The sequence below is a fragment of the Streptomyces chiangmaiensis genome, from assembly GCF_036281785.1.
GTDB classification, from domain to species: domain Bacteria; phylum Actinomycetota; class Actinomycetes; order Streptomycetales; family Streptomycetaceae; genus Streptomyces; species Streptomyces chiangmaiensis.
The window spans coordinates 96,481-121,361 of sequence record NZ_JAYWVC010000001.1 but is presented as its reverse complement, the minus strand read 5'-3'; the positions used below and the strand labels follow the sequence as shown (position 1 = coordinate 121,361).

The 24,881-nt window shown below is 71.7% G+C and carries 26 protein-coding genes and 2 pseudogenes; 7 read left to right on the top strand and 21 right to left on the bottom strand.

Translation table 11 applies throughout. From position 1 onward, the window contains the following. The first annotated feature begins 1 nt into the window (after position 1). Genes VXC91_RS00560 through VXC91_RS00550 form a run of 3 tightly spaced genes read left to right on the top strand, consistent with a single transcriptional unit; the run spans position 2 to position 3,398 of the window. Complete coding sequence (locus tag VXC91_RS00560; protein WP_329504259.1) at positions 2–1,369, top strand: ADP-ribosylglycohydrolase family protein; 1,368 nt, start codon at positions 2–4, stop codon at positions 1,367–1,369. Next, positions 1,366–2,556 (top strand): CaiB/BaiF CoA transferase family protein, encoded by a 1,191-nt coding sequence (locus VXC91_RS00555; RefSeq protein WP_329504258.1) that lies wholly within the window; start codon positions 1,366–1,368, stop codon positions 2,554–2,556. Before VXC91_RS00560 ends, VXC91_RS00555 begins: the two co-directional genes overlap by 4 nt. Further along, entirely contained in the window at positions 2,553–3,398 is an 846-nt protein-coding gene (locus VXC91_RS00550) for an HpcH/HpaI aldolase/citrate lyase family protein (RefSeq protein WP_329504256.1), read from the top strand. The genes VXC91_RS00555 and VXC91_RS00550 overlap by 4 nt, the downstream gene beginning before the upstream one ends. A gap of 66 nt (positions 3,399–3,464) precedes the next feature. Here VXC91_RS00550 and lgt read toward each other — a convergent pair whose 3' ends face one another. From lgt to hisI, 11 genes are all read right to left on the bottom strand, one after another. Then, positions 3,465–4,451 (bottom strand): prolipoprotein diacylglyceryl transferase, encoded by a 987-nt coding sequence (gene lgt / locus VXC91_RS00545; protein ID WP_329504255.1) that lies wholly within the window; start codon positions 4,449–4,451, stop codon positions 3,465–3,467. Positions 4,452–4,570: 119 nt separating this feature from the next. Next, positions 4,571–5,347 (bottom strand): DsbA family protein, encoded by a 777-nt coding sequence (locus VXC91_RS00540; protein WP_329504254.1) that lies wholly within the window; start codon positions 5,345–5,347, stop codon positions 4,571–4,573. A 119-nt stretch (positions 5,348–5,466) separates the two neighbouring features. Then, positions 5,467–6,282: a tryptophan synthase subunit alpha gene (gene trpA, locus VXC91_RS00535; protein ID WP_329504253.1), complete on the bottom strand. Its 816-nt coding sequence runs from the start codon at positions 6,280–6,282 to the stop codon at positions 5,467–5,469. Beyond that, complete coding sequence (gene trpB / locus VXC91_RS00530) at positions 6,279–7,565, bottom strand: tryptophan synthase subunit beta (RefSeq protein ID WP_329504252.1); 1,287 nt, start codon at positions 7,563–7,565, stop codon at positions 6,279–6,281. Before trpB ends, trpA begins: the two co-directional genes overlap by 4 nt. Positions 7,566–7,799: 234 nt before the next feature. Beyond that, the gene (trpM, locus tag VXC91_RS46885) at positions 7,800–7,991 is read right to left on the bottom strand and encodes a tryptophan biosynthesis modulator TrpM (RefSeq protein ID WP_345124760.1); all 192 of its coding nucleotides are present in this window, start codon (positions 7,989–7,991) and stop codon (positions 7,800–7,802) included. A gap of 80 nt (positions 7,992–8,071) precedes the next feature. After that, positions 8,072–8,881: an indole-3-glycerol phosphate synthase TrpC gene (gene trpC / locus VXC91_RS00525; RefSeq protein ID WP_329504251.1), complete on the bottom strand. Its 810-nt coding sequence runs from the start codon at positions 8,879–8,881 to the stop codon at positions 8,072–8,074. Positions 8,882–9,057: 176 nt separating this feature from the next. Then, complete coding sequence (locus tag VXC91_RS00520) at positions 9,058–9,516, bottom strand: DUF2752 domain-containing protein (RefSeq protein WP_329504250.1); 459 nt, start codon at positions 9,514–9,516, stop codon at positions 9,058–9,060. 95 nt (positions 9,517–9,611) lie between these two features. After that, positions 9,612–9,842 carry an HGxxPAAW family protein gene (locus VXC91_RS00515; RefSeq protein WP_329504249.1) on the bottom strand — a complete coding sequence of 77 codons (231 nt, stop codon included), beginning with the start codon at positions 9,840–9,842 and terminating at the stop codon, positions 9,612–9,614. A gap of 103 nt (positions 9,843–9,945) precedes the next feature. After that, entirely contained in the window at positions 9,946–10,575 is a 630-nt protein-coding gene (locus VXC91_RS00510; protein ID WP_329504247.1) for a TIGR02234 family membrane protein, read from the bottom strand. Between the two features lie 143 nt (positions 10,576–10,718). Then, entirely contained in the window at positions 10,719–12,200 is a 1,482-nt protein-coding gene (locus VXC91_RS00505) for an anthranilate synthase component I (protein WP_329504245.1), read from the bottom strand. An 11-nt stretch (positions 12,201–12,211) separates the two neighbouring features. Then, a complete protein-coding gene (gene hisI / locus VXC91_RS00500) occupies positions 12,212–12,613 on the bottom strand; it encodes a phosphoribosyl-AMP cyclohydrolase (RefSeq protein ID WP_329504244.1) in 402 nt (133 codons plus the stop codon). Between the two features lie 82 nt (positions 12,614–12,695). Here hisI and VXC91_RS00495 point away from each other — a divergent pair, with 82 nt between their 5' ends. Beyond that, a complete protein-coding gene (locus tag VXC91_RS00495) occupies positions 12,696–13,331 on the top strand; it encodes a TIGR03085 family metal-binding protein (protein WP_329504243.1) in 636 nt (211 codons plus the stop codon). Between the two features lie 24 nt (positions 13,332–13,355). On the opposite strand, the pseudogene VXC91_RS00490 reads toward VXC91_RS00495, so the two are convergent. From VXC91_RS00490 to hisD, 10 genes and pseudogenes are all read right to left on the bottom strand, one after another. After that, positions 13,356–14,509, bottom strand: a pseudogene (locus tag VXC91_RS00490) (MFS transporter). Positions 14,510–14,625: 116 nt separating this feature from the next. After that, positions 14,626–15,128, bottom strand: a pseudogene (locus VXC91_RS00485) (helix-turn-helix domain-containing protein). A gap of 87 nt (positions 15,129–15,215) precedes the next feature. Continuing rightward, positions 15,216–15,971, bottom strand: coding sequence for an imidazole glycerol phosphate synthase subunit HisF (hisF, locus tag VXC91_RS00480; protein WP_329504242.1), 756 nt, complete (start codon positions 15,969–15,971; stop codon positions 15,216–15,218). A gap of 25 nt (positions 15,972–15,996) precedes the next feature. After that, positions 15,997–16,389: a RidA family protein gene (locus VXC91_RS00475; RefSeq protein WP_329504241.1), complete on the bottom strand. Its 393-nt coding sequence runs from the start codon at positions 16,387–16,389 to the stop codon at positions 15,997–15,999. After that, on the bottom strand, positions 16,386–17,111 hold the full coding sequence (gene priA / locus VXC91_RS00470) for a bifunctional 1-(5-phosphoribosyl)-5-((5-phosphoribosylamino)methylideneamino)imidazole-4-carboxamide isomerase/phosphoribosylanthranilate isomerase PriA (RefSeq protein ID WP_329504240.1): 726 nt from the start codon (positions 17,109–17,111) through the stop codon (positions 16,386–16,388). The genes VXC91_RS00475 and priA overlap by 4 nt, the downstream gene beginning before the upstream one ends. A gap of 3 nt (positions 17,112–17,114) precedes the next feature. Then, positions 17,115–17,756 (bottom strand): imidazole glycerol phosphate synthase subunit HisH, encoded by a 642-nt coding sequence (gene hisH, locus VXC91_RS00465; protein ID WP_408057310.1) that lies wholly within the window; start codon positions 17,754–17,756, stop codon positions 17,115–17,117. After that, a complete protein-coding gene (locus VXC91_RS00460) occupies positions 17,753–17,917 on the bottom strand; it encodes a hypothetical protein (RefSeq protein ID WP_329504238.1) in 165 nt (54 codons plus the stop codon). The genes hisH and VXC91_RS00460 overlap by 4 nt, the downstream gene beginning before the upstream one ends. A gap of 4 nt (positions 17,918–17,921) precedes the next feature. Next, positions 17,922–18,524, bottom strand: coding sequence for an imidazoleglycerol-phosphate dehydratase HisB (hisB, locus tag VXC91_RS00455; RefSeq protein ID WP_329504237.1), 603 nt, complete (start codon positions 18,522–18,524; stop codon positions 17,922–17,924). Next, positions 18,521–19,630, bottom strand: coding sequence for a histidinol-phosphate transaminase (locus tag VXC91_RS00450; protein WP_329504236.1), 1,110 nt, complete (start codon positions 19,628–19,630; stop codon positions 18,521–18,523). The genes hisB and VXC91_RS00450 overlap by 4 nt, the downstream gene beginning before the upstream one ends. After that, entirely contained in the window at positions 19,627–20,952 is a 1,326-nt protein-coding gene (hisD, locus tag VXC91_RS00445; protein ID WP_329504235.1) for a histidinol dehydrogenase, read from the bottom strand. The genes VXC91_RS00450 and hisD overlap by 4 nt, the downstream gene beginning before the upstream one ends. Positions 20,953–21,356: 404 nt before the next feature. On the opposite strand from hisD, the gene VXC91_RS00440 reads away from it, so the two are divergent. The 3 genes from VXC91_RS00440 (at position 21,357) to VXC91_RS00430 (ending at position 24,880) form a co-directional block, all read left to right on the top strand. Beyond that, entirely contained in the window at positions 21,357–22,937 is a 1,581-nt protein-coding gene (locus VXC91_RS00440) for an oxidoreductase (RefSeq protein WP_329504234.1), read from the top strand. Between the two features lie 141 nt (positions 22,938–23,078). Beyond that, complete coding sequence (locus VXC91_RS00435; RefSeq protein ID WP_329504233.1) at positions 23,079–24,128, top strand: hypothetical protein; 1,050 nt, start codon at positions 23,079–23,081, stop codon at positions 24,126–24,128. Between the two features lie 11 nt (positions 24,129–24,139). After that, positions 24,140–24,880: an LON peptidase substrate-binding domain-containing protein gene (locus VXC91_RS00430; protein ID WP_329504232.1), complete on the top strand. Its 741-nt coding sequence runs from the start codon at positions 24,140–24,142 to the stop codon at positions 24,878–24,880. Position 24,881 lies beyond the last annotated feature (1 nt).

Sequence of the window (24,881 nt, the reverse complement as noted above, 5' to 3'; positions counted from 1 at the left end):
GGTGCTCCGACTGACCTGGGTCCAGCCGGAGGACCTGCTCGGGCACGAACTGCGCCAGGCGGAGCAGGAGGGCCGCGTGACATCGGCCGTCGCGGCCAGATGGCACCGTGCCGGCGGCCCCGAGGCACCCCTGCGGACCGGTGCGTCGGCCCGGCCGGTGTCTGCGTACCTGCGGCTGCTGGCGGAAGACCTGCTGGACGAACTCGCCGACCTGCCCGGCACATCGGCGGAGGCCGAACCGACGGACCTGGCGAAGATCAAGGCGCTGTGCCCGGCGTGGCCCTCCACGCCGGCGGCGGGCGGGCACGAAGCGCTCGGCGAGGCGCGCCTCGAGGCCGCCTGGCTCGGCAGAGCCGCCGGCTGTCTCCTGGGCAAACCCGTGGAGAAGCTCCCCCTCGACGGCATCCGCCGACTCGCCCGGGCCGCCGGCAACTGGCCCCTGAACAGCTGGTTCACGGCACGGGGGGTCCCTGCGGAGCTTGTCGCGGCGTACCCCTGGAACCGCCGCTCCGCGGGGACGTCGCTCGCCGAGAACATCGATGGGATGCCCGAGGACGACGACCTCAACTACCCTGTTTTGAACCTGCTGTTGCTCGGTCGCCACGGCAAGTCCTTCACCACCGCCGACGTGGCCGGACTCTGGCTCGACGAACTCCCCGCGGGCCGCACCTTCACCGCCGAACGCATCGCCTACCGCAACCTGCTCTCCGGCATCGAACCCCCGCGCACGGCCGGCCACCGCAACCCGTTCCGTGAGTGGATCGGCGCCCTCATCCGCGCCGACGTGCACGGCTGGACCAACCCGGGCGACCCGGCCGCCGCGGCCGAACAGGCCCACCGCGACGCCACCCTCACCCACACCGCGAACGGGGTCTACGCGGCGATGTTCACGGCGGCCACCATCGCCGCGGCGGCCACCGGCGCCCACGACGTCCACCACTGCCTGCGCGCCGGGCTCGGCGTCGTCCCGCCCGGCTCACGCCTCGCCCGAGCCGTCCGGCACGCCGTCCGACTGGCCCGTGACACGAAGGACTTCGAGGCGGTCGTCGACGAACTGCACGAGGCCCATCGCACCTACCACTGGGTGCACGCCGTCCCCAACACGGCTCTGATCGCCGCCGCCCTCACCCACGCGGACGGCGATTTCACCGGCTCCGTCTGCCGAGCCGTGTCCGGGGGCTGGGACACCGACTCCAACGGTGCGACGGCGGGCAGCGTCGCGGGCCTGCTGACCGGACGTCCCACCGCGCTCCCCGACCGCTGGACGGCCCCCCTGAAGAACCGGCTGACCACATCCGTCGGCGACTTCAACGGCATCGGATTCGACACCCTGGCCCACCTCACCCACCGGGAAGCCCACCGCACATGACCGCACCCCTCAACGGCCTGAAGGTCCTGGATCTCGCCACGCTCTTCGCCGGTCCCCTCGCCGCCACCCTCCTCGGTGACTTCGGCGCCGACGTCATCAAGATCGAGCACCCGGCCAGACCTGACCCCTGCCGCGGGCACGGCCCGGCGAAGAACGGGGTGGGTCTGTGGTGGAAGCTGCTGGGCCGCAACAAGCGCACGATGACGCTCGATCTGTCGAAAGCCGGCGGCCGCGCGACGCTGCTGCGGCTGGCCGCCGCCTCCGACGTGATCGTCGAGAACTTCCGCCCGGGGACCCTGGAGAAGTGGTCCCTGGGCTGGGAGGAGCTGTCGGCCGCGAACCCCCGGCTGGTCCTCGCGCGGGTGACCGCCTTCGGTCAGTTCGGCCCGTACGCACACCGCCCAGGATTCGGCACGCTCGCGGAGGCGATGAGCGGGTTCGCGGCCATCACCGGGGAACCGGGCGCACCCCCGACGCTCCCGCCGTTCGGGCTCGCCGACTCGATCGCGGGCCTGGCGACGGCGTACGCGGTGATGACGGCCCTCGCTGCCCGGGACCGCACCGGCACCGGCCAGGTGGTGGACATGGCGATCATCGAACCGATCCTCACGGTCCTCGGACCCCAGCCGATCTGGTACGACCAGCTGGGGCACGTACAGCAGCGCACCGGCAACCGCTCCCAGAACAACGCCCCGCGCAACACCTACCGCACCGCGGACGGCGACTGGGTCGCCGTCTCGACCTCCGCCCAGTCCGTCGCCGAGCGGGTCATGCGCCTGGTCGGCCGCCCCGAGCTGATCGACGAGCCCTGGTTCGCGACCGGCGCGGACCGGGCCCGGCACGCGGACGTCCTGGACGCGGCGGTCGGCGAGTGGATCGCCGGCCGGACGCGCGCGGAGGTCCTGAAGGCGTTCGAGGGGGCGGAGGCCGCGGTGGCGCCGGTGCAGGACGTACGGGATGTGATGACCGACCCTCAGTACGGGGCGTTGGGCACGATCACCACGGTTCCCGACGACCCCGACCTGGGCCCGCTGCGCATGCAGAACGTCCTGTTCCGGCTGTCCGCCACGCCCGGGGAGATCCGCTGGGCGGGCCGCCCGCACGGTGCGGACACCGAGGCGATCCTGACCGAGCTGGGCCTGACGGGCCCGGAGATCACCGAGCTCGCGGCGGAGGGCGTTCTGTGACCGCGCGTCCCGGTTTCCCCCCTCTCACCTGGCTGTACGCTCCCGGGGACCGCCCGGAGGTCGTCGGCAAGGCGCTGATGTCGGGGGCGGACGTGGTGCTGATCGACCTCGAGGATGCGGTCGCCCCCGACCGCAAGGGGTACGCGCGGGCGGCGACGGCGGAGCGGCTGACCGGGCGCCCTCCGGTGCCGGTCCACGTCCGGGTGAACGCTCTGGACAGCCCCTGGGCACAGGCGGACCTCGCCGCGCTGGCGGCACTGCCCGGCCTCTCGGGGCTGCGCCTGCCCAAGGTGACGTCGCCGTCGGACGTGGTCCGCGTGGCGGAACGGGCGGCCCCGGCGGACGGCGGGGCGATCCCCCTGTATGCCCTCCTGGAGACGGCCCTGGGCGTGGAGCAGGCGTTCGCGATCGCCACGGCGCACCCGGCGGTGCGGGGCATCGCGCTGGGCGAGTCGGATCTGCGGGCGGATCTGGGCGTGCGGGAGGACACGGGGCTCGACTGGTCGCGGGCGCGCGTGGTGGTGGCCGCCCGCGCCGCGGCACTGCCTCCGCCGGCCCAGTCGGTCTATCCGGACACAAGGGACCTGGAGGGTCTGGCGCGCTCCTGCGCCCATGGCCGCACGCTGGGCTTCCTGGGCCGAGCGGCGATCCACCCCCGTCAGCTGCCGGTCATCGAACGCGCCTACGCGCCTCGTGCGGAGGAGATCTCCCGGGCGGAGGAGATCCTGAAGGCCGCTGCCAGGGAACCGGGCGCCCAGGCCCTCCCTGACGGACGCTTCATCGACACGGCGGTGGTGCGGGAGGCGTACCGAACCCTGTCCCTGGCCCGCCGACGACGCTGAGGGCTCCGAACGCGGCGGGGCGCCGTATCCGGCGATACGGCGCCCCCTGCCCTGCACACGAGCCGCTCAGCTCTTCTTCGCCGACTCCGCTTCGTCCACCGGCTGGGCCTCGCCACCCGGCCCGCTGTCGTCAGCAGGCTCCGTGTCGTCCTTCGAGGCCTCCGGCTCGGCCTCCTGGGACTCCGGCTTCTTCTCCAGATCCACGGGACCGTCGTCGCCCCCGATCCGCGACGCGGCGGCAGCCGGCTCCACGCTGGCCTCGCGCCCCGGCCGCAGTCGCGACGACACCACGATGTACGCCACGGCCAGCAGGAAGACGAGCATCGCGGTCCAGTCGTTCAGCCGCAGGCCCAGGATGTGGTGCGCGTCGTCGACCCGCATGTACTCGATCCAGCCGCGGCCCACGCAGTACGCGGCGACGTACAGCGCGAACGCCCGTCCGTGCCCCAGCTTGAAGCGACGGTCCGCCCAGACGACCAGGAGGGCGACCCCGATGCACCACAGCGACTCGTACAGGAAGGTCGGGTGATAGTACCCCGGCACCCGCCCGTCCGTCGACGAAGTGATGTGCAGCGCCCACGGCAGATCCGTCGGCCGTCCGTAGAGCTCCTGGTTGAACCAGTTGCCCCAGCGGCCGATGGCCTGCGCGAGGGCGATGCCGGGCGCGACCGCGTCGGCGTACGAGGGAAGCGTGATGCCCCGGCGGCGGCAGCCGATCCAGGCACCGACCGCCCCGAGCGCGATCGCGCCCCAGATGCCGAGTCCGCCCTGCCAGACCTTGAACGCGTCCACCCAGTGACGGCCGTCGCTGAAGTACAGCTCGTAGTCCGTGATCACGTGGTACAGCCGCCCGCCGACAAGGCCGAACGGCACGGCCCAGACCGCGATGTCGGCCACCGTGCCGGATCGGCCGCCCCGGGCGATCCAGCGCTTGTTGCCGAGCCACACGGCTACGAAGACGCCGATGATGATGCAGAAGGCGTAGCCGCGCAGCGGAATGGGGCCGAGGTGCAGCACTCCGTGCGACGGGCTGGGGATGTAGGCAAGTTCCATGGCAGGAACGACGCTACCCTGCCGGACACGGAGCGCGGCAACCCGCCGGGCTACGGGTCCATAACGTAGGACGCCCCCGGCACCGTAGGCACCGAGGGCATCACGGGACGACAAACGCCTCAGGACTTGTTCGCGGCCTCGACCATCTGCTTCAGCTTGGCGGGGGTGATCGTCTGGTCCGCGTAGATGTTCTTTCCGTCGAGGAGGACGGTCGGCGTGCCCGAGAAGCCACCGCTCTGGAACGCGGCATTCGACTTCTGCACCCAGCTGTCGTGTGTGCCGTCCTTGACGCACTTCTCGAACGTCGGGGTGTTCAGACCGTCGACCTCGCCCGCGAGCTCGATGAGCTTGTCGTTGTCCGCGAAGGTGTCCTGCGTCTCCTTGGGCTGGTTCTGGTACAGCACGTCGTGGTAGTCCCCGAACCTGCCGACGTCCTGTGCACAGGCCGCCGCGTTGGCCGCGCGGAGCGAGCCGCTGCCGCGGAGGTTTGCATCGATGAGCGTGACCAGGTGGTATTCGACCTTCAACTGTCCGGCATCGGCCAACTGGCGGATCGTGGGGCGATAGGCGGTCTCGAAGGCCTGACAGGCCGGGCAGCGGAAGTCCTCCCAGACTGTGAGGGTCGACTTGGCGGTGTCCTGGCCGACCGGGATGGCGAGGCCGTCCTTGCCCACCGCGCCCGAGGGCGCGGTGGCGGGGCCGGACGCACTGCTCTTTCCGCTCTTCCCGGCGTTCGCCGCCAGGACGCCCACCACCGTCGCCAGGGCCAGGACGCAGACGATCGAGGCGCCCACGATCAGCGCCCTGCGGCGCTTGTCCGCGGCCTTCCGCTTCTCTCGCTCCACCGCCAGCCGCTCACGGGCGCTGCGCTTTCCTTCACGGTTCTTCTCGCTCACATCCGGCAGAACGAACCGGGGAGGCGCAGATCGCCTCCCCGGCCCCAGGTCCACCCGTTCGAGTGAGCGAAATTTCCGTTACGGGCGAATCTCGCCCATATGAGGGAAGATGGCCTGCGTCACGCGTTGCCGCGTACGCCCTCGGCCAGCTCGCCCGCCAGCGCCCGCACCGCCTCCAGGGCGGCCGCCTCGTCCTCCGCGTCCAGCATCCGCTTGACGAACGCGGAGCCGACGATGACGCCGTCGGCGAAACCGGCCACCTCGGCGGCCTGCCGGGCGTTGGAGACGCCGAGACCGACACAGACGGGCAGGTCGGTGGTCGCCCGGGTGCGACGGACCAGGTCCTGGGCCTGCGCCCCGACCGTCTCCCGGGTGCCGGTGACGCCCATGAGCGAGGCGGCGTAGACGAAGCCGGAACCCGCCGCGGTGATCTGGGCAAGCCGCTCGTCCTTGCTGCTGGGCGCGACCACGAAGACCGTGGCGAGCCCGTGCTTCTCGGCGTGTTCCCGCCACAGGCCGGCCTCTTGCACCGGCAGGTCCGGCAGGATGCAGCCCGCACCGCCCGCCTCGGCCAATTCGGCGGTGAAGCGTTCCACGCCGTAGCGGTCGATCGGGTTCCAGTACGTCATCACGAGCACCGGCTTGCCGGTCGCCGCGTGTGCCTCGCGGACCGTGCGCAGCACGTCGGCGATCTTGACCCCGCCGCGCAGGGCGATGTCGTCGGCCGTCTGGATGACGGGGCCGTCGAGGACCGGGTCGCTGTGCGGCAGGCCCACCTCGACGACGTCGGCGCCGCCGTCGAGGACCGCCCTGACCGCGGCGATGCCGCCGTCGACGGTCGGGAAACCGGCCGGCAGGTAGGCGATGAGCGCAGCACGCCCCTCCGCCCTGGCGGCGGCGAGGGTGTCGGACAGCAGCTGGATGTTCCCGCTCACTTGGCATCCTCCTCGATCTCCGCGGTGTCGCCGGCGGCGTCCGCGGCGACGGACGCGTCGGTGTCGTACAGACCGAAGTACCGGGCGGCCGTGTCCATGTCCTTGTCGCCGCGCCCGGACAGGTTGACGACGATCAGCCCGTCCTTGCCCAGCTCCTTGCCGACCTCCAGGGCCCCGACGAGCGCGTGGGCGCTCTCGATGGCCGGGATGATCCCCTCGGTGCGCGACAGCAGGCGCAGGGCCTGCATGGCCGCGTCGTCGGTGACGGCCCGGTACTCGCCGCGGCCGCTGTCCTTGAGGTACGAGTGCTCGGGCCCGATGCCCGGGTAGTCGAGCCCCGCGGAGATCGAGTACGGCTCGGTGATCTGGCCTTCCTCGTCCTGGAGCACGTACGACCGGGAGCCGTGCAGGATGCCGGGCTCGCCGGCGGTGAGGGTGGCGGCGTGCTCACCCGTCTCGACGCCGTGGCCCGCGGGCTCGCAGCCGATGAGACGCACGGACGTGTCGGGGATGAAGGCGTGGAAGAGCCCGATGGCGTTCGAGCCGCCGCCCACACAGGCGATGGCCGCGTCGGGCAGGCGCCCGGCACGCTCGAGCAGCTGCCGCCGCGCCTCCACCCCGATCACGCGATGGAAGTCCCGCACCATGGCCGGGAAGGGGTGGGGCCCGGCCACGGTGCCGAAGAGGTAGTGCGTGTGGTCGACGTTGGCGACCCAGTCGCGGAACGCCTCGTTGATGGCGTCCTTGAGGGTGCGGGAGCCGGATTTCACGGCGACGACCTCGGCGCCGAGCATGCGCATCCGGGCCACGTTGAGGGCCTGCCGCTCGGTGTCGATCTCGCCCATGTAGATGGTGCAGTCGAGCCCGAAGAGGGCGCAGGCGGTGGCCGTGGCCACGCCGTGCTGGCCGGCGCCCGTCTCCGCGATGACCCGCGTCTTGCCCATCCGCTCGGTGAGGAGAGCTTGGCCGAGCACGTTGTTGATCTTGTGGGAACCGGTGTGGTTGAGGTCCTCGCGCTTGAGGAACACCCGGGCGCCACCGGCGTGTTCGGCGAACCGCGGCACCTCGGTGAGGGCGCTGGGCCGGCCGGTGTAGTGGACGAGCAGGTCGTCGAGGCGGCGGGCGAACTCGGGGTCGGACTTGGCCTTGTCGTACTCGACGGCCACCTCGTCCACGGCGGCGACGAGCGCCTCCGGGATGAACGCGCCGCCGAACGTGCCGAAGTAGCCCTCGGCGTCGGGGACCCGGCCCTCGGGGTCGGGAATGAAGAACTCGCTGGGCATGCGGAAACCTCGCAGGGGCGAAAGCCCCGGTCTGGTGGGATGGGGGTCACGTCGAAGGCGTGCGCGCGCTGTCCCCCCGGGCCGCCGTCCCGCGGTGCGGAACCACCGCGGGGTGTCCCTCCGCCGCCACGGCGATCAGCCGCGACGGCGTGAACGGGCGAGGTGTCACGGGAACCACTCACGGGGAGCGAGGAAGACGAACCCCCGTGCCGTCAGGGCGAACCCGGATTCGGCTCAGCGCAGGTGACCGGCGCGCACGCCGAGACGCCATCGCATGCCATTGACCTGGCCCGGCTCGTCACCGATGACATACCGCACCCGTCGCCCGTGCACCCGCCGCGCGGGCGCCCGGCAGCCGCGCGGCCGGCACCCACGGGCGAGGCGGGCATACGGATCCCTGGTCGCCACGGTGATCGGAAGCATCATCGGCGCCAACCCTACCGGGGTACGGCCGTCCGTGTGACCACCGGACAGCGGTGGCCACTGGACCGTCCCCAGAGTCATCGTCAGCCCCGCCCGTGCCGCAGCGCCGGGTGGGCGCCCGCCGCCACCAGGTCGGCGACCGCCGTCTTCGGGTCGCGTCCGGTCACCAGCGACTCGCCCACGAGTACCGCGTCGGCGCCCTCGTTGGCGTACGCGATCAGATCGTGGGGCCCGCGCACTCCGGACTCGGCGACCTTCACGATCCCTTCGGGGATCTCGGGCACGACCCGCTCGAACGTGGAGCGGTCGACCTCCAGAGTCTTCAGGTTGCGCGCGTTGACGCCGATGACCTTCGCTCCGGCGTCCACCGCCCGCTCCACCTCGTCCTCGTCATGCACCTCGACCAGCGGCGTGAGCCCGATGGACTCGGCGCGCTCGACGAGGGACTCCAGGGCGGGCTGGTCGAGGGCGGCGACGATCAGCAGCACGAGGTCGGCGCCGTATGCCCGCGCCTCCCACAGCTGGTACGACGTGACGATGAAGTCCTTGCGCAGCACGGGGATGTCGACCCGGGCCCGCACGGCCTCCAGGTCGGCGAGCGAGCCGCCGAAGCGGCGCTGCTCGGTGAGGACGGAGATGACGGAAGCGCCACCCGCCTCGTAGTCCGCCGCGAGCCTTGCCGGATCAGCGATGGCCGCGAGCGCGCCCTTGGACGGGCTGGAGCGCTTGACCTCGCAGATGACCTTGACTCCGTCGCCGCGCAGGGCGGCGACGCCGTCCTTGGCCGCGGGAGCTTTCGCCGCGCGCTCCTTGAGCTCGTCGAGGCTGACGCGCGCCTGCCGCTCCGCGAGGTCGGCACGGACTCCGTCGATGATCTCGTCGAGCACACTCACGCGAGCGGCCCCCTTCCTGACGGTTGATGATTCAAGAAGCCCGATGGAGGTCGGGCTTCGGCCACCGGACCGCCTCGGCGGGCGAAACCGATCGTCACTGTGATGGTATCCGCAGGAAGGCGCAGGCCTCGCATCTGGTTGACGCCGGTCCCACTACCTGGACATTCATAGGTTGATCAAGGGTGTAGCCAGCCACCGAAGGGCAAGTTCCGGACAACCGTGAAAACCAGCAGCAGGGGAATCAGGATCCACAGGTGCACGGGCTGGAGTTCGATCCGCTGCGGGCGCCCCCGGGCCGCCCGGACCACCCAGACGATCCACACCACGGCGAAGACCAGACAGCCGACGACGGCCAGGGCGTTGTCCTGAAGCGCCGTCGGAATGTCGCCGTGGACGAAGGCGTGGGCGCTGCGCAGACCGCCGCAGCCGGGGCAGTACAGACCGGTGTAGTGCAGCAGCGGGCAGACGGGGTAGTGCCCCGGTTCGTTGGGGTCCACCACCCCGACGTATGCGAAGGCCGCGACGACACCCGCGAGCGCCCCGACGGGGACGGCCGTCCGCCGGAGCACGGCGGCGGCTCCGGTGTCCGCGCGGGTCGGGGTCGGGATCGGCGATGCGGGGTTCACGCCGGCCATTCTGCCCGCCCCGGGTCCACCGTGCCCGAGAAGACGGGAGGCGGCCCCGGCGCTGATGGGCCGGGGCCGCCTCCCGCCGACGGCTCGTGGAGCGCTCAGCTCTCCGTCGCGCTCGCGGGCTGGTGCGCAGTGGTCTTCGACTGGCCGAGACCCATCTGGCGCATTATGCCGCCGACGACCCCCCCGAGAGCGACGATGGCTATGCCCGCCCAGAAGCCGACGGGCTGGGCCATCACGGTGAAAGCGCCCCCGACGCAGAAACCGATGAAGGCGATGATGACACCGGTCCAGGCGGCCGGGGTGTGACCGTGGCTGCTGCCCGACATGACTTGCTCCTCGTTAGCTGAATGTGCATGTGTGAGCCGGACGCTCGGCGCCATTCTCCCGTACCCGTGCCCACGGCGTGACCTCGGGGTCGCTCCTCGGACGTCAGGCTCCTGTCGGGTCCTCGCCCCGGTCGAGCGCCTTCCACAGGTCCTCGGGGCGGTCCGGGTCGACGGGCCTGACCGCGCGCGGCCGAGGGGCGCCGTCGCGCTCGTAGCGGCCCGACATCGCGGGCCACAGCCTGCTGTAACGCAGGGCGAGCAGCCCGGCGACGAGGATCAGCGCACCGCCGACGGCCGCGACGTACGGCCAGGCGGTGTGCGTGAGCGCGATGGCGGTGGCGGAACTGTCACCGGCCGCCTGTGCCGCCTTCTCGTCGAGTGCCGAGTTGTCCCCGGCGCCGAGCAGCGCTGCCGCGACGGTGCCCGCACCGGACAACGCCAGCAGACCGGCGACGAGCAGGCGTCCTGCCCTGCGGACCGCGAAGACGGCGACGAGCGCGGCGAGGCCCACTATGGCGAGGGCCGCGGGCACGCCCGTGACATCGCTGCCCTTGACGGTCAGCGGATAGTGGCCACCGGCCACCGGCACGGCCCCCGCCGACCAGCCCTGGCGGGAGGAGAGCAGCGCCACGGCCGCGCCGAGCGCGCCGCACAGCAGGGCCAGGGCAAGGCTGCGGCGGCCGGACCGGACGGGTACGGCGGCCTCGGAGCGGGGATGAGGTACGGCAGTCACGTACCCACTATCACCCGAGCCCCCGGCGACGCGTCACCCGGGTCGCGTCAAACCCGTGATCGCGCAACCCCTCCTCCATGTCGCTCCCGGAAACAGCACACGGGACTCCCGGGAACGCACACGGCGCCGCGTACCGCCGCGCGTCAGGATGACGTGAGCCGGTTCGCCGTGTGCACCGCGCGCAGGACGGCGGCCGCCTTGTTGCGGCACTCGTTGTCCTCCGAGACCGGGTCGGAGTCGGCGACGATGCCGGCCCCGGCCTGCACGTACGCCGTGCCGTCCCGCAGCAGGGCCGTCCGGATGGCGATGGCGGTGTCGGAGTCGCCCGCGAAGTCGAGATAGCCGACGCAGCCGCCGTACAGCCCCCGCCGCGACGGCTCGAGCTCGTCGATGATCTGCATCGCGCGCGGCTTGGGTGCGCCGGAGAGCGTGCCGGCCGGGAAGCAGGCCGCCAGCACGTCGAAGGCGGTGCGGCCGCCGGCGACCCGGCCCGTCACGGTCGAGACGATGTGCATCACGTGCGAGTACCGCTCGACGGACATGAAGTCGACCACCTCGACGGAGCCGGGCTCGCAGACCCGTCCGAGGTCGTTGCGGCCCAGGTCGACGAGCATGAGGTGCTCGGCACGCTCCTTGGGGTCGGCGAGCAGCTCCTCGGCAAGGGTCTGGTCCTCCTGCGGGGTCGCGCCGCGGTGCCGGGTGCCCGCGATGGGGTGCACCATCGCCCGGCCGTCCTCGACCTTCACCAGCGCTTCCGGGCTCGACCCGACGACGTCGAAGCCGTCGAAGCGGAACAGGTACATGTACGGGGACGGATTGGTGGCCCGCAGCACCCGGTACACATCCAGCGCGCTCGCCGTGCACGGCGTCTCGAAGCGCTGCGAGGGCACGACCTGGAAGGCCTCGCCCGCCCGGATCCGCTCCTTGATGTCCTCGACGGCCTCCTGGAAGTCCACGCCGCCCCAACGCGCCGTGTACATCGGCAGTTCGGACGGCGGGAGAACGGCGGGCGGCTGGGCGACCGGACGGGACAGATCGGCCTCCATCGCGTCGAGCCGGGCCACGGCGTCCGCGTGGGCCTCGTCGACACCCGTGTCGAGGTCGTTGTGGTTGATCGCGTTGGCGATCAGCAGGACCGAGCCCTCCCAGTGGTCCATGACCGCGAGATCACTGGTGAGGAGCATGGTCAGCTCGGGGAGCCTCAGCTCGTCGCTCTCGCCGGGACCGATCTTCTCCAGGCGGCGCACGATGTCGTAGCCCAGATAGCCGACCATGCCGCCGGTGAAGGGGGGCAGGCCCTCCTGGCGTGGCGTGTGCAGGGCCTCGACGGTGGCCCGCAGGGCGGCCAGCGGATCGCCGTCGACGGGTACGCCGACGGGCGGAGCGCCCAGCCAGTGGGCCCGGCCGTCCCGTTCCGTCAGGGTGGCGGCGCTGCGGACGCCCACGAAGGAGTAGCGGGACCAGGAGCGGCCGTTCTCCGCGGACTCCAGCAGGAAGGTGCCCGAGCGCTCCGCGGCCAGTTTGCGGTAGAGCGCGACCGGGGTGTCGCCGTCGGCGAGGAGCTTGCGCGTGACCGGGATGACGCGGCGGTCGGTGGCCAGCTTGCGGAACGTCTCGAGGTCCATGGCGGCAGACCTTACTGATGCCCGGAAGGTACGCCGGAAGGGGCGTTCTCGAGGAGCACGTCGGCGTCGAAGCAGCTGCGGTCGCCGGTGTGGCAGGCGGCGCCCACCTGGTCGACCTTGACCAGCAGGGTGTCGGCGTCGCAGTCCAGGGCGACCGACTTCACGTGCTGGACATGACCGGAGGTGTCGCCCTTGACCCAGTACTCCTGACGGCTGCGCGACCAGTACGTGCAGCGGCCGGTCGTCAGGGTGCGGTGCAGTGCCTCGTCGTCCATCCAGCCGAGCATCAGCACCTCACCGGTGTCGTACTGCTGGGCGATGGCGGGGATCAGCCCGTCGGCGCTGCGCTTGAGGCGCGCCGCGATCTCGGGGTCGAGGCTGCTGGGCCTGCTGGGGTCGGGCGTGCTGGTCATGCGGACCATTGTGCCGCGCCACGCCGGCCGTCTCGGCCATCGTCCGGTGGGCGGACTGCCCCCCCGGTCGTACGCTGACACCATGTCGACCCATGCCAAGCGTGAACGACTTCTCCTCGCCGATCTGTTGGAGGCCGCGGGTCCGGACGCCCCCACACTGTGCGAGGGCTGGAACACCCGGGACCTGGCCGCGCATGTGGTGGTGCGCGAGCGCCGCCCGGACGCCGCGGGGGGCATCCTGATCAAGCAACTCGCGCCGCGCCTGGAGAAGGTGATGGAGGAGTTCACCGCGAAGCCGTACGAGGAGCTGATCCAGCTCATCCGTACGGGCCCGCCGCGCTTCTCCCCCTTCTCGCTGAAGCAGATCGACGAGATGTCGAACACCATCGAGTTCTACGTCCACACGGAGGACGTCCGCCGGGCACAGCCCGATTGGACGCCACGTGAGCTGGACGCCGTCTTCCAGGACGCGCTGTGGTCGCGGCTGGAGCGGAGCGCCCGGCTGACCGGTCGCGGCGCGCCGACGGGCCTGGTGCTGCGCCGCCCGGACGGGCAGACGGCGGTCGCCCACCGGGGCACGCCGGTCGTGACGGTCACCGGCGAACCCGCGGAACTGCTGATGTTCGCCATGGGGCGGCAGCGGGTGGCGGACGTGCAGCTGGAGGGCGACGAGGACGCGATCGCGAAGGCGCGGGACACCAAGGAACTGGGGATCTGAGGCCGCGGGGCCCCGGCGGCGTGTTCAGCCCGGCAGCTCGGCGCGCCGCAGGTCGCGGGCGCACAGGGCGACGACTCCGCCGAGACCGCAGACGGCGGCACTGACGACGAAGACCGGGCCGGTTCCCCAGGCGCCGATCGCGGCGGCGGACAGCGGCATGCTGAGCGGCGCGAAGCCCAGGCTGACGAGGCTGGACACAGCGGTGACCCGGCCCAGGCAGGCGGGTTCGGACTGGGTCTGCAGCAGCGCGCCGCACAGGGCGCCGCTCAGTCCGGCGAGCAGGCCGACGAGCAGGGCCACCTCCACGGCGGTCACGATGCCCGGGACCTGGGCGAGGGCGCCGATGGCCACGGAACCCGCGAAGATCAGGTACGCGGCCAGCCGCCCCGCGTGGGGCAGCCGACCGCGCACGGTCAGCAACAGGGAGGCCGCGCCCGCGCCGGTGCCGAAGCCGGCCAGCACCCAGCCCATGCCGGAGGCGCCCCAGCCGCGCTCGTCGGCCAGCAGGGTGAGGCCCACGTTGAGCGGACCGACGAAACCGAGGTCGCCGAGGGCTATGGCCAGCATCAGGGGGGCCAGGACGCGGTGCCTGCGGATGTACCGCAGGCCCACCACCAGGTCGCGCCAGGCGGTCTGCCACCGGCGCCGGCGGTGTCGTCCGGGGGCAGCTCGCGCATCCGTACGGAGATCAGCAGCGGCACGGAGACGGCGATCAGCAGCCCGGCGAGCCCGAACGCCGACGCCGCGCCGCCGAGCGCGACGCCCAGGCCGCCGAGCGGGGCGCCGACGACACTGGCGAACCGGATCGCCAGGCCCCGCATGCCTTGCACGCGCGCGAGCTGGCCCCGGCTCGTCATGCGCGCGGGGAGGGCGCCCACGGCGGGCATGAACACGGCGTCCACGGTGCCGAAGACGAGGGCGAGCAGGGTCAGCGGCCACAGGCCGGGGCCGGCGAGCCACAGCAGGACCGCAACGCAGAGAGCGGCGGCGCAGCGTACGGCGTCGCTGCCGATGACGACCCTGCGGGGCCCGAACCGGTCCGCGATCACTCCCCCGCCGAGCATGAGCAGGGCCCTGGGCAGCGCGCTCACCGCCATCACGACTCCGGCCTGGGCAGGTGATCCGGCCTGGACCGACGCCCAGGACAGGGCGAGGTAGTAGACGTTGTCGCCGACCATCGACGCGGTGTAGGCGGTCAGCCAGCGCAGCACGTTGGCGTCGCGGTGGGCGGGGCGTTCGGCGGTGGGCGCGTCGGCGGATGCCGCGGACACGGTGGTCAAGGCGGTGGCCTCTCTCAGACGCGGAAGGGGAATCCGTACACGTGCAGCGCGACGTGCTCGCGCCCTTCGGTGTCACCGGCCTCTTCGGCGGCGAGCCCGCGTTCCTTGTACTTGAGAGCATCAGGGCGTCCAGCTCCCGGGACAGCTCGGCCAGTTCGGGTGCGGTGAGCCGGGCGAGGTACTCGGAGTCGAAGGAGGCGCTGTTCCACTCGGGGCTCCAGTGGGCGCGCTCGTCGATGTGGCGGTGGTACAGCTCGCTGCGCTGCTCGTAGAAGAGCCGGGAGGCCGCCATGTGCGCGGCCGCCTTCTCCGGTGCGTCCCGGAAGTCCTCGTCGTGGATGCTGACGCCTTCCGACGCCGGGCGCCACCAGCGCTCCCGCCCGTCGCCGCTCTGTCCCCGGGCCTCCTCGATCAACCCGTGCTCGGCGAGCTTGCGCAGGTGGTAGCTGACCAGCGAAACGGCCTCGTCGACGATGTCGGCCAGCCGGGAGGCCGTCGCGACGCGCTCGAGGTACAGCGGCGGAACAGAAGGCCCCGGTCACTCCCCGGCCGCCGGTGAGTGACCGGCGGCCGGGGCTCTTGTCGGGCGGGGTGATGCCTGCGACTAGCGGACGGGGTGCCCCGCTCCCCGCAGCGTCTCCTTGACCTGCCCGATCCTCAGGTCGCCGAAGTGGAACACCGAGGCCGCGAGGACCGCGTCCGCGCCCGCCGAGACGGCCGGCGGGAAGTGGGCGAGGCGGCCGGCGCCGCCCGAGGCGATCAGCGGGACCGTGACGTGCTTGCGGACGGCGGAGATCATCTCCAGGTCATAGCCGTCCTTGGTGCCGTCCGCGTCCATCGAGTTGAGCAGGATCTCGCCCGCGCCCTGCTCGGCGGCCCGGTGCGACCACTCGACCGCATCGATGCCGGTGCCACGCCGCCCGCCATGGGTCGTCACCTCGAACGAACCGGACGCCGTGCGGCGCGCGTCGACCGACAGCACCAGAACCTGCCGGCCGAACCGCTCGGCGATCTCGCGGATCAGGTCAGGACGGGCGATCGCGGCCGTGTTGACGCCCACCTTGTCGGCGCCCGCCCGCAGCAGCCGGTCCACGTCCTCGGCCGTACGGACACCGCCGCCGACCGTCAGCGGGATGAACACCTGCTCGGCGGTGCGGCGCACCACGTCGTACGTCGTCTCACGGTCGCCCGAGGACGCGGTGATGTCCAGGAACGTCAGTTCGTCGGCGCCTTCGGCGTCGTACACCTTGGCCATCTCGACGGGGTCGCCCGCGTCGCGCAGGTTCTGGAAGTTGACGCCCTTGACGACCCGGCCGTTGTCCACGTCCAGGCAGGGGATGACTCGGACCGCCAGGGTCATGAATCCACGGCTCCTCTTGCTGCTTCTAGCCTCTGAAGGCTTCCAGTTCCACTTCGACCAGGATGCGGGGGTCGACGAAACCCTCCACGACCAGCAACGTCGCGGCCGGGCGCACGGAGTCGAAGATCTCCTTGTGGGCTCGTCCCACTTCGTCGACGTCCCGCAGATGGGTCAGGTACATCCGGGTCCTGAGCACCGACCCGGGACCGAGCCCGAACTCGGCGATCGCCTCGAGCGCGCTGGTGAACGCCACCTTGGCCTGCTCGTAGGGGTCGCCCTCCCCGTACAGCACGCGGCCCCTGAAGGCCGTCGTGCCGGCCACCAGCACACGGTCGCCCGCCGCGACGGCACGTGCGAACCCGAAGGTCTCTTCCCACGGACTTCCGCTCTGCACGCGCCGTACGGCATCGGACGTCATGACGACACTGCCTCCAAAGCCTCTTCCAGAGTGAACGCCTTCGCGTACAGGGCCTTCCCGACGATGGAGCCCTCGACACCGAGGGGGACGAGATCGGCGATGGCCCGCAGGTCCGCCAGGGACGAGACACCGCCGGAGGCCACGACCGGGCTGTCGGTGACGGCGCAGACGTTCTTCAGCAGCTCCAGGTTCGGGCCCTGGAGCGTGCCGTCCTTGGCGATGTCGGTGACGACGTACCGCGCGCAGCCCTCCTTGTCGAGCCGCTCCAGCGTCTCGTAGAGGTCGCCGCCGTCACGGGTCCAGCCGCGGCCCCGCAGGGTGGTGCCCCGCACATCGAGGCCGACCGCGATCCTGTCGCCGTGCCCGGCGATGACCTTGGCGACCCACTGCGGGGTCTCCAGGGCGGCCGTGCCGAGATTCACACGGGTGCAGCCGGTGGCCAGGGCGGCGGCCAGCGTGTCGTCGTCCCGGATGCCGCCGGACAGCTCGACCTTGATGTCCATCGCCCTGGTGACTTCGGCGACGAGGGCACGGTTGTCGCCGGTGCCGAACGCGGCGTCCAGATCGACCAGGTGCAGCCACTCGGCGCCCGCCGCCTGCCAGGCGAGGGCGGCCTGAAGCGGGGAGCCGTAGGCGGTCTCGGTCCCGGACTCGCCGTGCACGAGGCGGACGGCCTGGCCGTCGCGGACGTCGACGGCGGGGAGGAGTTCGAGCTTGGCCATGGTCTACAAGGTTCCGATCCAGTTGGTGAGCAGCTGCGCTCCGGCGTCGCCGGACTTCTCGGGGTGGAACTGCGTGCCCCACAGAGCCCCGTTCTCGACGGCGGCCACGAACGGCTTGCCGTGCGTCGACCAGGTCACCTTGGGGGCGTGCAGCAGTTGGCTGGTCGTCTCGAACCGCCAGTCGTGTACGGCGTAGGAGTGCACGAAGTAGAAGCGTGCGTCCGCGTCGAGGCCGGCGAACAGCTCGGAGTCGGGCGGTGCCTCGACGGTGTTCCAGCCCATGTGGGGCACGATCTCGGCCTGCAGCGGCTCGACCGAGCCGGGCCACTCGTCGAGGCCCTCGGTCTCCACTCCGTGCTCGATGCCGCGCGCGAACAGGATCTGCATGCCGACGCAGATGCCCATGACCGGGCGCCCGCCGGACAGGCGGCGGTCGATGATCCAGTCGCCGCGTGCCTGCTTCAGGCCCTGCATGCAGGCGGCGAAGGCTCCGACACCCGGCACCAGTAGGCCGTGGGCGTTCATGGCCTTGTCGTAGTCACGGGTGATCTCGACGTCGGCTCCCGCACGCGCAAGGGCTCGCTCGGCGGAGCGGACGTTGCCGAAGCCGTAGTCGAAGACCACGACGTTCTTGGCGGTGCTCAATTCCACACCTCCAGCCGGAGGACGCCCGCGACGAGACACAGTCCCGCGCTGACCGAGAGCAGCACGATGAGGCTCTTCGGCATCTGCTGCTTGGCAAAGGAGATGATTCCGCCGACGAGGAAGAGGCCGACGACGATCAGGACGGTCGACAGTCCGTTCATGGCTCTACAGCGCGCCCTTCGTGGAGGGGAGGATGCCGGCCGCGCGGGGATCGCGCTCGCTCGCGTAGCGCAGCGCCCGTGCCAGCGCCTTGAACTGGCACTCCACGATGTGGTGCGCGTTGCGCCCGTACGGCACGTGCACGTGCAGTGCTATCTGGGCCTGAGCGACGAAGGACTCCAGGATGTGCCGGGTCATCGTGGTGTCGTACTCGCCGATCATCGGCGCCATGTTCTCGGGCTCGGTGTGCACGAGGTACGGGCGGCCGGACAGGTCGACGGTGACCTGGGCGAGCGACTCGTCCAGCGGGACCGTGCAGTTGCCGAAGCGGTAGATCCCCACCTTGTCGCCGAGCGCCTGCTTGAAGGCGGCACCGAGCGCGAGGGCGGTGTCCTCGATGGTGTGGTGCGAGTCGATGTGCAGGTCACCGTCGGTCTTCACGGTCAGGTCGAACAGACCGTGCCTGCCGAGCTGGTCGAGCATGTGGTCGTAGAAACCGACGCCGGTCGCGATGTCGGTCCTCCCGGTGCCGTCGAGGTCGATCTCGACGAGGACCGAGGTCTCCTTGGTGGTGCGCTCGCTTCTTCCGAGGCGTCCCTCGCGAGTCATGCGCTGTGCTCCTTCTTCAGTTCACGTACCGCGTCGAGGAACGCGTCGTTCTCCTGTGGGGTTCCGGCAGACACCCGCAGCCACCCGGGGACGCCGTTGTCCCGGACCAGGACGCCCCGGTCGAGAATCCCCCGCCAGGCCTCGTGGGTGTCGGCGAACCGTCCGAACTGGACGAAGTTCGCGTCGGAATCCGTCACGTCGTAGCCGACCGCGCGCAGTTCGGCGACCAGCCGGTCCCGCTCGGACTTCAGCTGCTCGACGTACTTCAGCAGCGTGTCGGTGTGCTCCAGGGCGGCCAGGGCGGTCGCCTGGGTGATCGCCGACAGATGGTAGGGCAGCCGTACGAGCTGGACGGCGTCCACGACCGCCGGGTGCGCTGCGAGATAGCCGAGGCGCAGGCCCGCCGCGCCGAACGCCTTCGACATCGTCCGCGACAGGACGAGGTTCGGCCGGCCCTCGATGAGCGGCAGCAGCGAGTTGCCGTGGCTGAACTCGATGTACGCCTCGTCCACGACGACCACGGACGGCTTCGCCGCCTGCGCGGCCTCGTACAGGGCGAGGACCGTCTCGGCGGGAACCGCGTTGCCGGTGGGATTGTTGGGGGTCGTGATGAAGACGACGTCGGGCCGGTTCTCGGCGATCGCCTTCGCGGCCGCGGCGAGGTCGATCGTGAAGTCCTCGTCGCGAGGGCCCGAGATCCAGCCGGTGCCGGTGCCGCGCGCGATGAGCGCGTGCATCGAGTACGACGGCTCGAAGCCGATCGCCGTGCGGCCCGGTCCGCCGAAGGTCTGCAGCAACTGCTGGATGACCTCGTTGGAGCCGTTGGCCGCCCAGACGTTCTCGAGGCCGACCTCGTGCCTGCCGGTCCTCGTCAGGTACTCGGCGAGCTTCGTACGCAGCTCGACGGCGTCCCGGTCCGGATAGCGGTTGAGGTCGCGGGCGGCGTCGCGCACACGCTCGGCGATCCGCTCGACCAGCGGCTCGGGCAGCGGGTACGGGTTCTCGTTGGTGTTCAGCCGCACGGGGACGTCCAACTGGGGCGCGCCGTAAGGCGACTTGCCCCGCAGTTCGTCCCGTACGGGAAGATCGTCGATTCCGAAGCTCACTTGCTCTCAGGCACCTTCCAGCCGAACCGGGCCTTGATCGCGGCGCCGTGCGCCGGCAGGTCCTCCGCCTCCGCGAGCGTCACCACATGGTGGGCGACCTCGGCCAGCGCGTCCTTCGTGTAGTCGACGATATGGATGCCGCGCAGGAAGGACTGGACGGACAGGCCAGAGGAGTGGCAGGCGCAACCGCCGGTCGGCAGCACGTGATTGGAACCGGCCGCGTAGTCGCCCAGGGAGACCGGCGCCCAGGGGCCGACGAAGACCGCGCCGGCGTTCCGCACCCGGTCGGCCACCGCTGCGGCGTCCGCCGTCTGGATCTCCAGGTGTTCGGCGCCGTACGCGTCGACCACCCTGAGGCCCTCGTCGACGCCGTCGACGAGCACGATCGCGGACTGCTTGCCCGCGAGCGCCGGGCGGATCCGGTCCTCGATGTGCTTGGTGGCCTCGGTCTGCGGCTCCAGCTCCTTCTCCACCGCGTCGGCGAGCTCCACCGAGTCGGTCACCAGGACCGCGGCCGCCAGCGGGTCGTGCTCGGCCTGGCTGATCAGGTCCGCGGCCACGTGCACCGGGTCGGCCGTGTCGTCCGCGAGGATCGCGATCTCGGTGGGACCGGCCTCGGTGTCGATGCCGACCCTGCCGGTGAAGTAGCGCTTGGCCGCGGCGACCCAGATGTTGCCGGGGCCGGTGACCATGGTGGCGGGCGGGCAGGACTCGGTGCCGTAGGCGAACATGGCCACCGCGGTCGCGCCGCCGGCCGCGTACACCTCGTCGACGCCGAGCAGGGCGCAGGCGGCCAGAATCGTCGGGTGCGGCAGACCACCGAACTCGGCCTGGGCCGGGGAGGCGAGGGCGATCGACTCGACACCCGCCTCCTGCGCGGGCACGGCGTTCATGATCACGGAGGAGGGGTAGACGGACCGGCCGCCCGGCGCGTACAGCCCGACGCGTTCCACCGGCACCCACTTCTCGGTGACGGAGCCGCCGGGTACGACCCGGGTGGTGTGCGCGGTGCGGCGCTGGTCGCGGTGCACGAGGCGAGCGCGGCGGATGGACTCCTCCAGGGCCGCGCGCACGGCCGGGTCGAGCCGGTCGAGCGCCTCACCGAGTGCCTCGGCCGGGACCCGGACGGACTCCAGGCGCACCCCGTCGAACCTCTCGGCGAAGTCGATCAGCGCCGCGTCGCCGCGATGATGCACGGCTTCGCAGATCGGGCGCACCTTCTCCAGGGCGGCCGATACGTCGAAGTCGGCTCGGGGCAGCAGGTCACGCAGGGCAGGCCCTTCGGGGAGGGCGTCGCCGCGCAGATCGATTCGGGAGATCACAAGGCTAATTCTCTCAGACGGCGACGGCCCGCTGAGCGGCCGTATCAGTGACTGATACGGAGCGTGTCCGGGTGGGCGGATTGCGTGGCCGCCCGGGCGCGGGTCGTACGGCGACCCGTCCGGGCGTCGCCGGGAGCCGCGCCCGCGCGTGTCGGACCGCCGGGGTCGTGTGCCCCCGGCCGGGTAAGCCGACGCGGGCCGCTGACCGGCCCCGGCTTCCCGGGGCTCCGGCGGGGCCGGACCGCGGCCGGCACACGGTGGTGCGGAAGGCGTCGATTATGGCCGGATCGAGTGACTGACACCGGACCCGGAAGATCACCTTCACCATTGGCGTTCGGCCCGTCACCCAGCGGGCATGAACGGTCGTACGAGCCCGCGAGCAGCCGGGGAGAAAGGAAGGTGCCGTGACCGAGGGTGCCGGCGTCCGCACCGGGGACCTGCCGGAGGACCTGACCGCGACAGAGGCCGGGATGTGGCAGGCCTTCCGCAACGGCAGCGCGTACGACGTGCGCAGCGGGGACGCCGCCGTGGACGATCCGCACGGCGGCCACCCGTGGGGACCCGAGCGCTCCGTGCGGGCACGGATCGTGGCCTGGCTCCTCCTGGGCGGGCCGCCCGCGCTGGCGGGACGGGTCGCCTCGCTCAAGCTGACCGGCGTGCAGATCACGGACACGCTGGACCTCGCGGGCGGCACGATCGTGCCGTACGTGGAGTTCATGGGCTGCCGGTTCGAGAAGGAGATCCTGCTGCCGGAGGCCCGCTTCACGACCGCACGGCTGGTGGACTGCTCGGTCCCGCGCCTGGAGGCGGCGCGGGTGCAGACCGAGGGCGATCTGCATCTGCCGCGCTGCCGGTTCCACAACGGCGTGCGGCTCACCGACGCGCACATCGGCACCGATCTGCTGCTCAACCAGGCCGTCGTCTACCGGGACCGGCGCGGCCGCTCGATCACCGCGGACGGGCTGACCGTCGGACAGGACCTCCAGGCCGAGATGCTGGAGTCGCACGGTGAGCTGAGCCTGCGCAGCGCCACCGTCGGCGTCTCGCTGAGCCTGCGCGGCGCCCAGCTGACCAACCCCTACGGCCGGCTGGCGCTGAACGCCCCCCAGCTGACCGTGGAGCGGTCGCTCTACCTCACCCCGGCGGGCGTCGGCAATCCGCTGCTGACCAGCGGCACCACACCCGCGCGCGGGACGCGGATGCAGCGGTTCGAGTGCCGGGGCGGGGTCCGGCTGGACGACGGGCGATTCGGGGACGCCATCGACCTGGAGCAGGCCCATTTCGCCCTCGAGGACGACCAGGAGCTGTCTCTGCGCCGGATCCAGACACCCGAGCTGCGCTTCCTGGGTGAGGGTCCCGAGCGCGGCAAGGTGGTCCTCTCGGGCGGGCGGATCGTGACCCTGGTCGACCGATGGACGAGCTGGCCGGGCCCCGGCAATCTGCACATGGGCGGTTTCGCCTACGAGAATCTCGTCCCGCAGGACGCCTTCCCGCTCGCCCGGCGCCTGGAGTGGGTGGCGGCGGCGACCGCCGAGTACAACCCGGAACCCTACGAGCGGCTCGCGACCGTGCTGCGCAACTCCGGGGAGGACGAGGACGCCCGCGAGGTGCTGCTCGCCAAGCAGCGGCGCCGCCGCGAGACGCTGCCGCTCGCGGCCAAGCTGTGGGGGTACGCGCAGGACTGGACCGTCGCCTACGGCTACCGGCCCGGCCGCGCGGCGGTGTGGATGGCGGTGTTGTGGGCGGCGACGTCGATCGCGTTCTCGCACGCGAGTCACCCCCCGGTGAACAAGGACGGCCATCCGGCGTGGAACCCCTCCCTGCTGGCCCTGGACCTGCTGCTGCCGGTCATCGACCTCGGCCAGGTCGGGCAGTGGCAGCTGAGCGGCGGCTGGCAGTGGTTGTCCGCGGTGGTGATCCTGCTGGGCTGGATCCTGGCGACGACGGTCGCGGCGGGGGCGACGAGACTGCTGCGGCGCGGCTGAACGGACAGCGGCCGGGCAGCCGGCACATAGGAGCCCAACCACACCGAAACGGTCTTCCTTTGCCGACTCTTGACTGTTGAGAGTACAACTAACCACGAATAATGTTTTCGCTCTGGCGCGTTCCCGACCTGCGGCTTTTCAATGGTCGACACCATGGCACTGCTGCGCGCGTTCATCCGCAGGACACGGATGGCCCGTTCCTCCTCCGACCTCGCCGCCGGGCTGCCCGCGGACGGCGAGGTCCTGCTCGACGCACCCGACGAGCACCTCGCACCGGCCCTGGTCGCGGCGGCCCGCGGCGACCACGGCCCGGCCGCCAAGCTGCTCGCGGCCACTCGGGAGACCGCCGAGTGGGAGGACCGCGACCGGTATGTGACACGGCTCGCCGGCTTCGCCCGCTCGCGTGGCGAGTGGTTCACGGAGTGGTGCGCCGTCGCCCCGGACGGCCCGGACGCGCTGCTGGTGAAGGCGGAACTGGCCCTGACCCGCGCCTGGGAGTCACCCGAGCGTGCCGAACTGCTGCGCCGGACAGGCTCGTTGATCACGGCCGCCTGCGAGGCGGATCCGCGCGACCCGGTGCCGTGGCGGGTGGCGCTCGACCACGCGCGCGGCACCGCAGCGGGGCACCGGGAGTTCGAGCGGCTGTGGGGCGAGGCGGTCCACCGCTCCCCGCACCACTACGGCTGCCATGTGGCCGCCCTGCGTTACCTCGCCTCCTCCTGGCGCGGATCGCACAGCGAGTGCCTCGACTTCGCCGAGACCGCGGCGCAGGACGCGCTGCCCGGCTCGCTCGTGCAGGCTCTCCCTCTGCGTGCGGCCTTCACCTGTCTCGCGGACGGCGGTGGGGCGGTGGTGGGCCGCGACCGGCTGGACGCGGCGGCGGACCGGGCGATCGCGTTGTCGGCGCTGTACGAGGCCGCCGACCCGTGGCCCGCAGAGGTCCGCAACCTCCTCACGTTCGTGCTGGTCAGGCTGGAGCGCTGGGAGGAGGCGTTGACGCAGTTGCGTATGATCGGCCCGTACGCCACGTCGTTCCCCTGGGAACGCGTCGGTGACGATCCTCTGGGCCTGTTCCTCCAACTGCGGGAGAGCGTCTGCCACGAGGTGCCGTCCCGCCGGGTCCCGCGTTCGGCCGGGCCGCTCCTTCCACGGAGTGGGCGCGCCGGATCCACGTCCGCGCGCGCCCATTAGGCTTTCCCGTCGTGACCACCGTCCGGCTCCCGCTCTTCCCACTCAACTCGGTGCTGTTCCCGGGACTCGTGCTCCCGCTGAACGTCTTCGAGGAGCGCTATCGCGCGATGATGCGCGACCTCCTGAAGACCCCCGAGGACGAACCGCGCCGCTTCGCCGTCGTCGCGATCCGCGACGGCCACGAGGTGGCGCCCAGCGCTCCGGGCATGCCGGACCCGACGGCACTGCCAGACCGGGGACCCACGGCGGGTTTCGGGGCCGATCCGGCCGGGGCCTTCCACAAGGTGGGCTGTGTCGCGGACGCGGCGACGATCCGGGAGCGGGCCGACGGCACGTTCGAGGTGCTGGCGACGGGCACGACGCGTGTCCGGCTGCTCTCGGTGGATGCCTCGGGCCCGTATCTGACGGCCGAGTTGGAGGAGTTGCCGGAGGAGCAGGGCGACGAGGCGGGCGCACTCGCCGAGGGCGTGCTGCGGGCGTTCCGGCAGTACCAGAAGCGGCTGGCGGGCGCGCGGGAGAGGTCCCTGTCGACGGGCGCAGACCTGCCGGACGAGCCGGCGGTGGTGTCGTACCTGGTGGCGGCAGCGGTGATGCTGGACACGCCGACGAAGCAGCGACTGCTCCAGGCACCGGACACGGCGTCCCGCCTCCGTGACGAACTGAAACTGCTCCGCTCGGAGACGGCGATCATCCGTAGTCTGCCGTCGTTGCCGGTGTCGGAACTGACACGGGCTCCGACCAGTCTGAACTGAA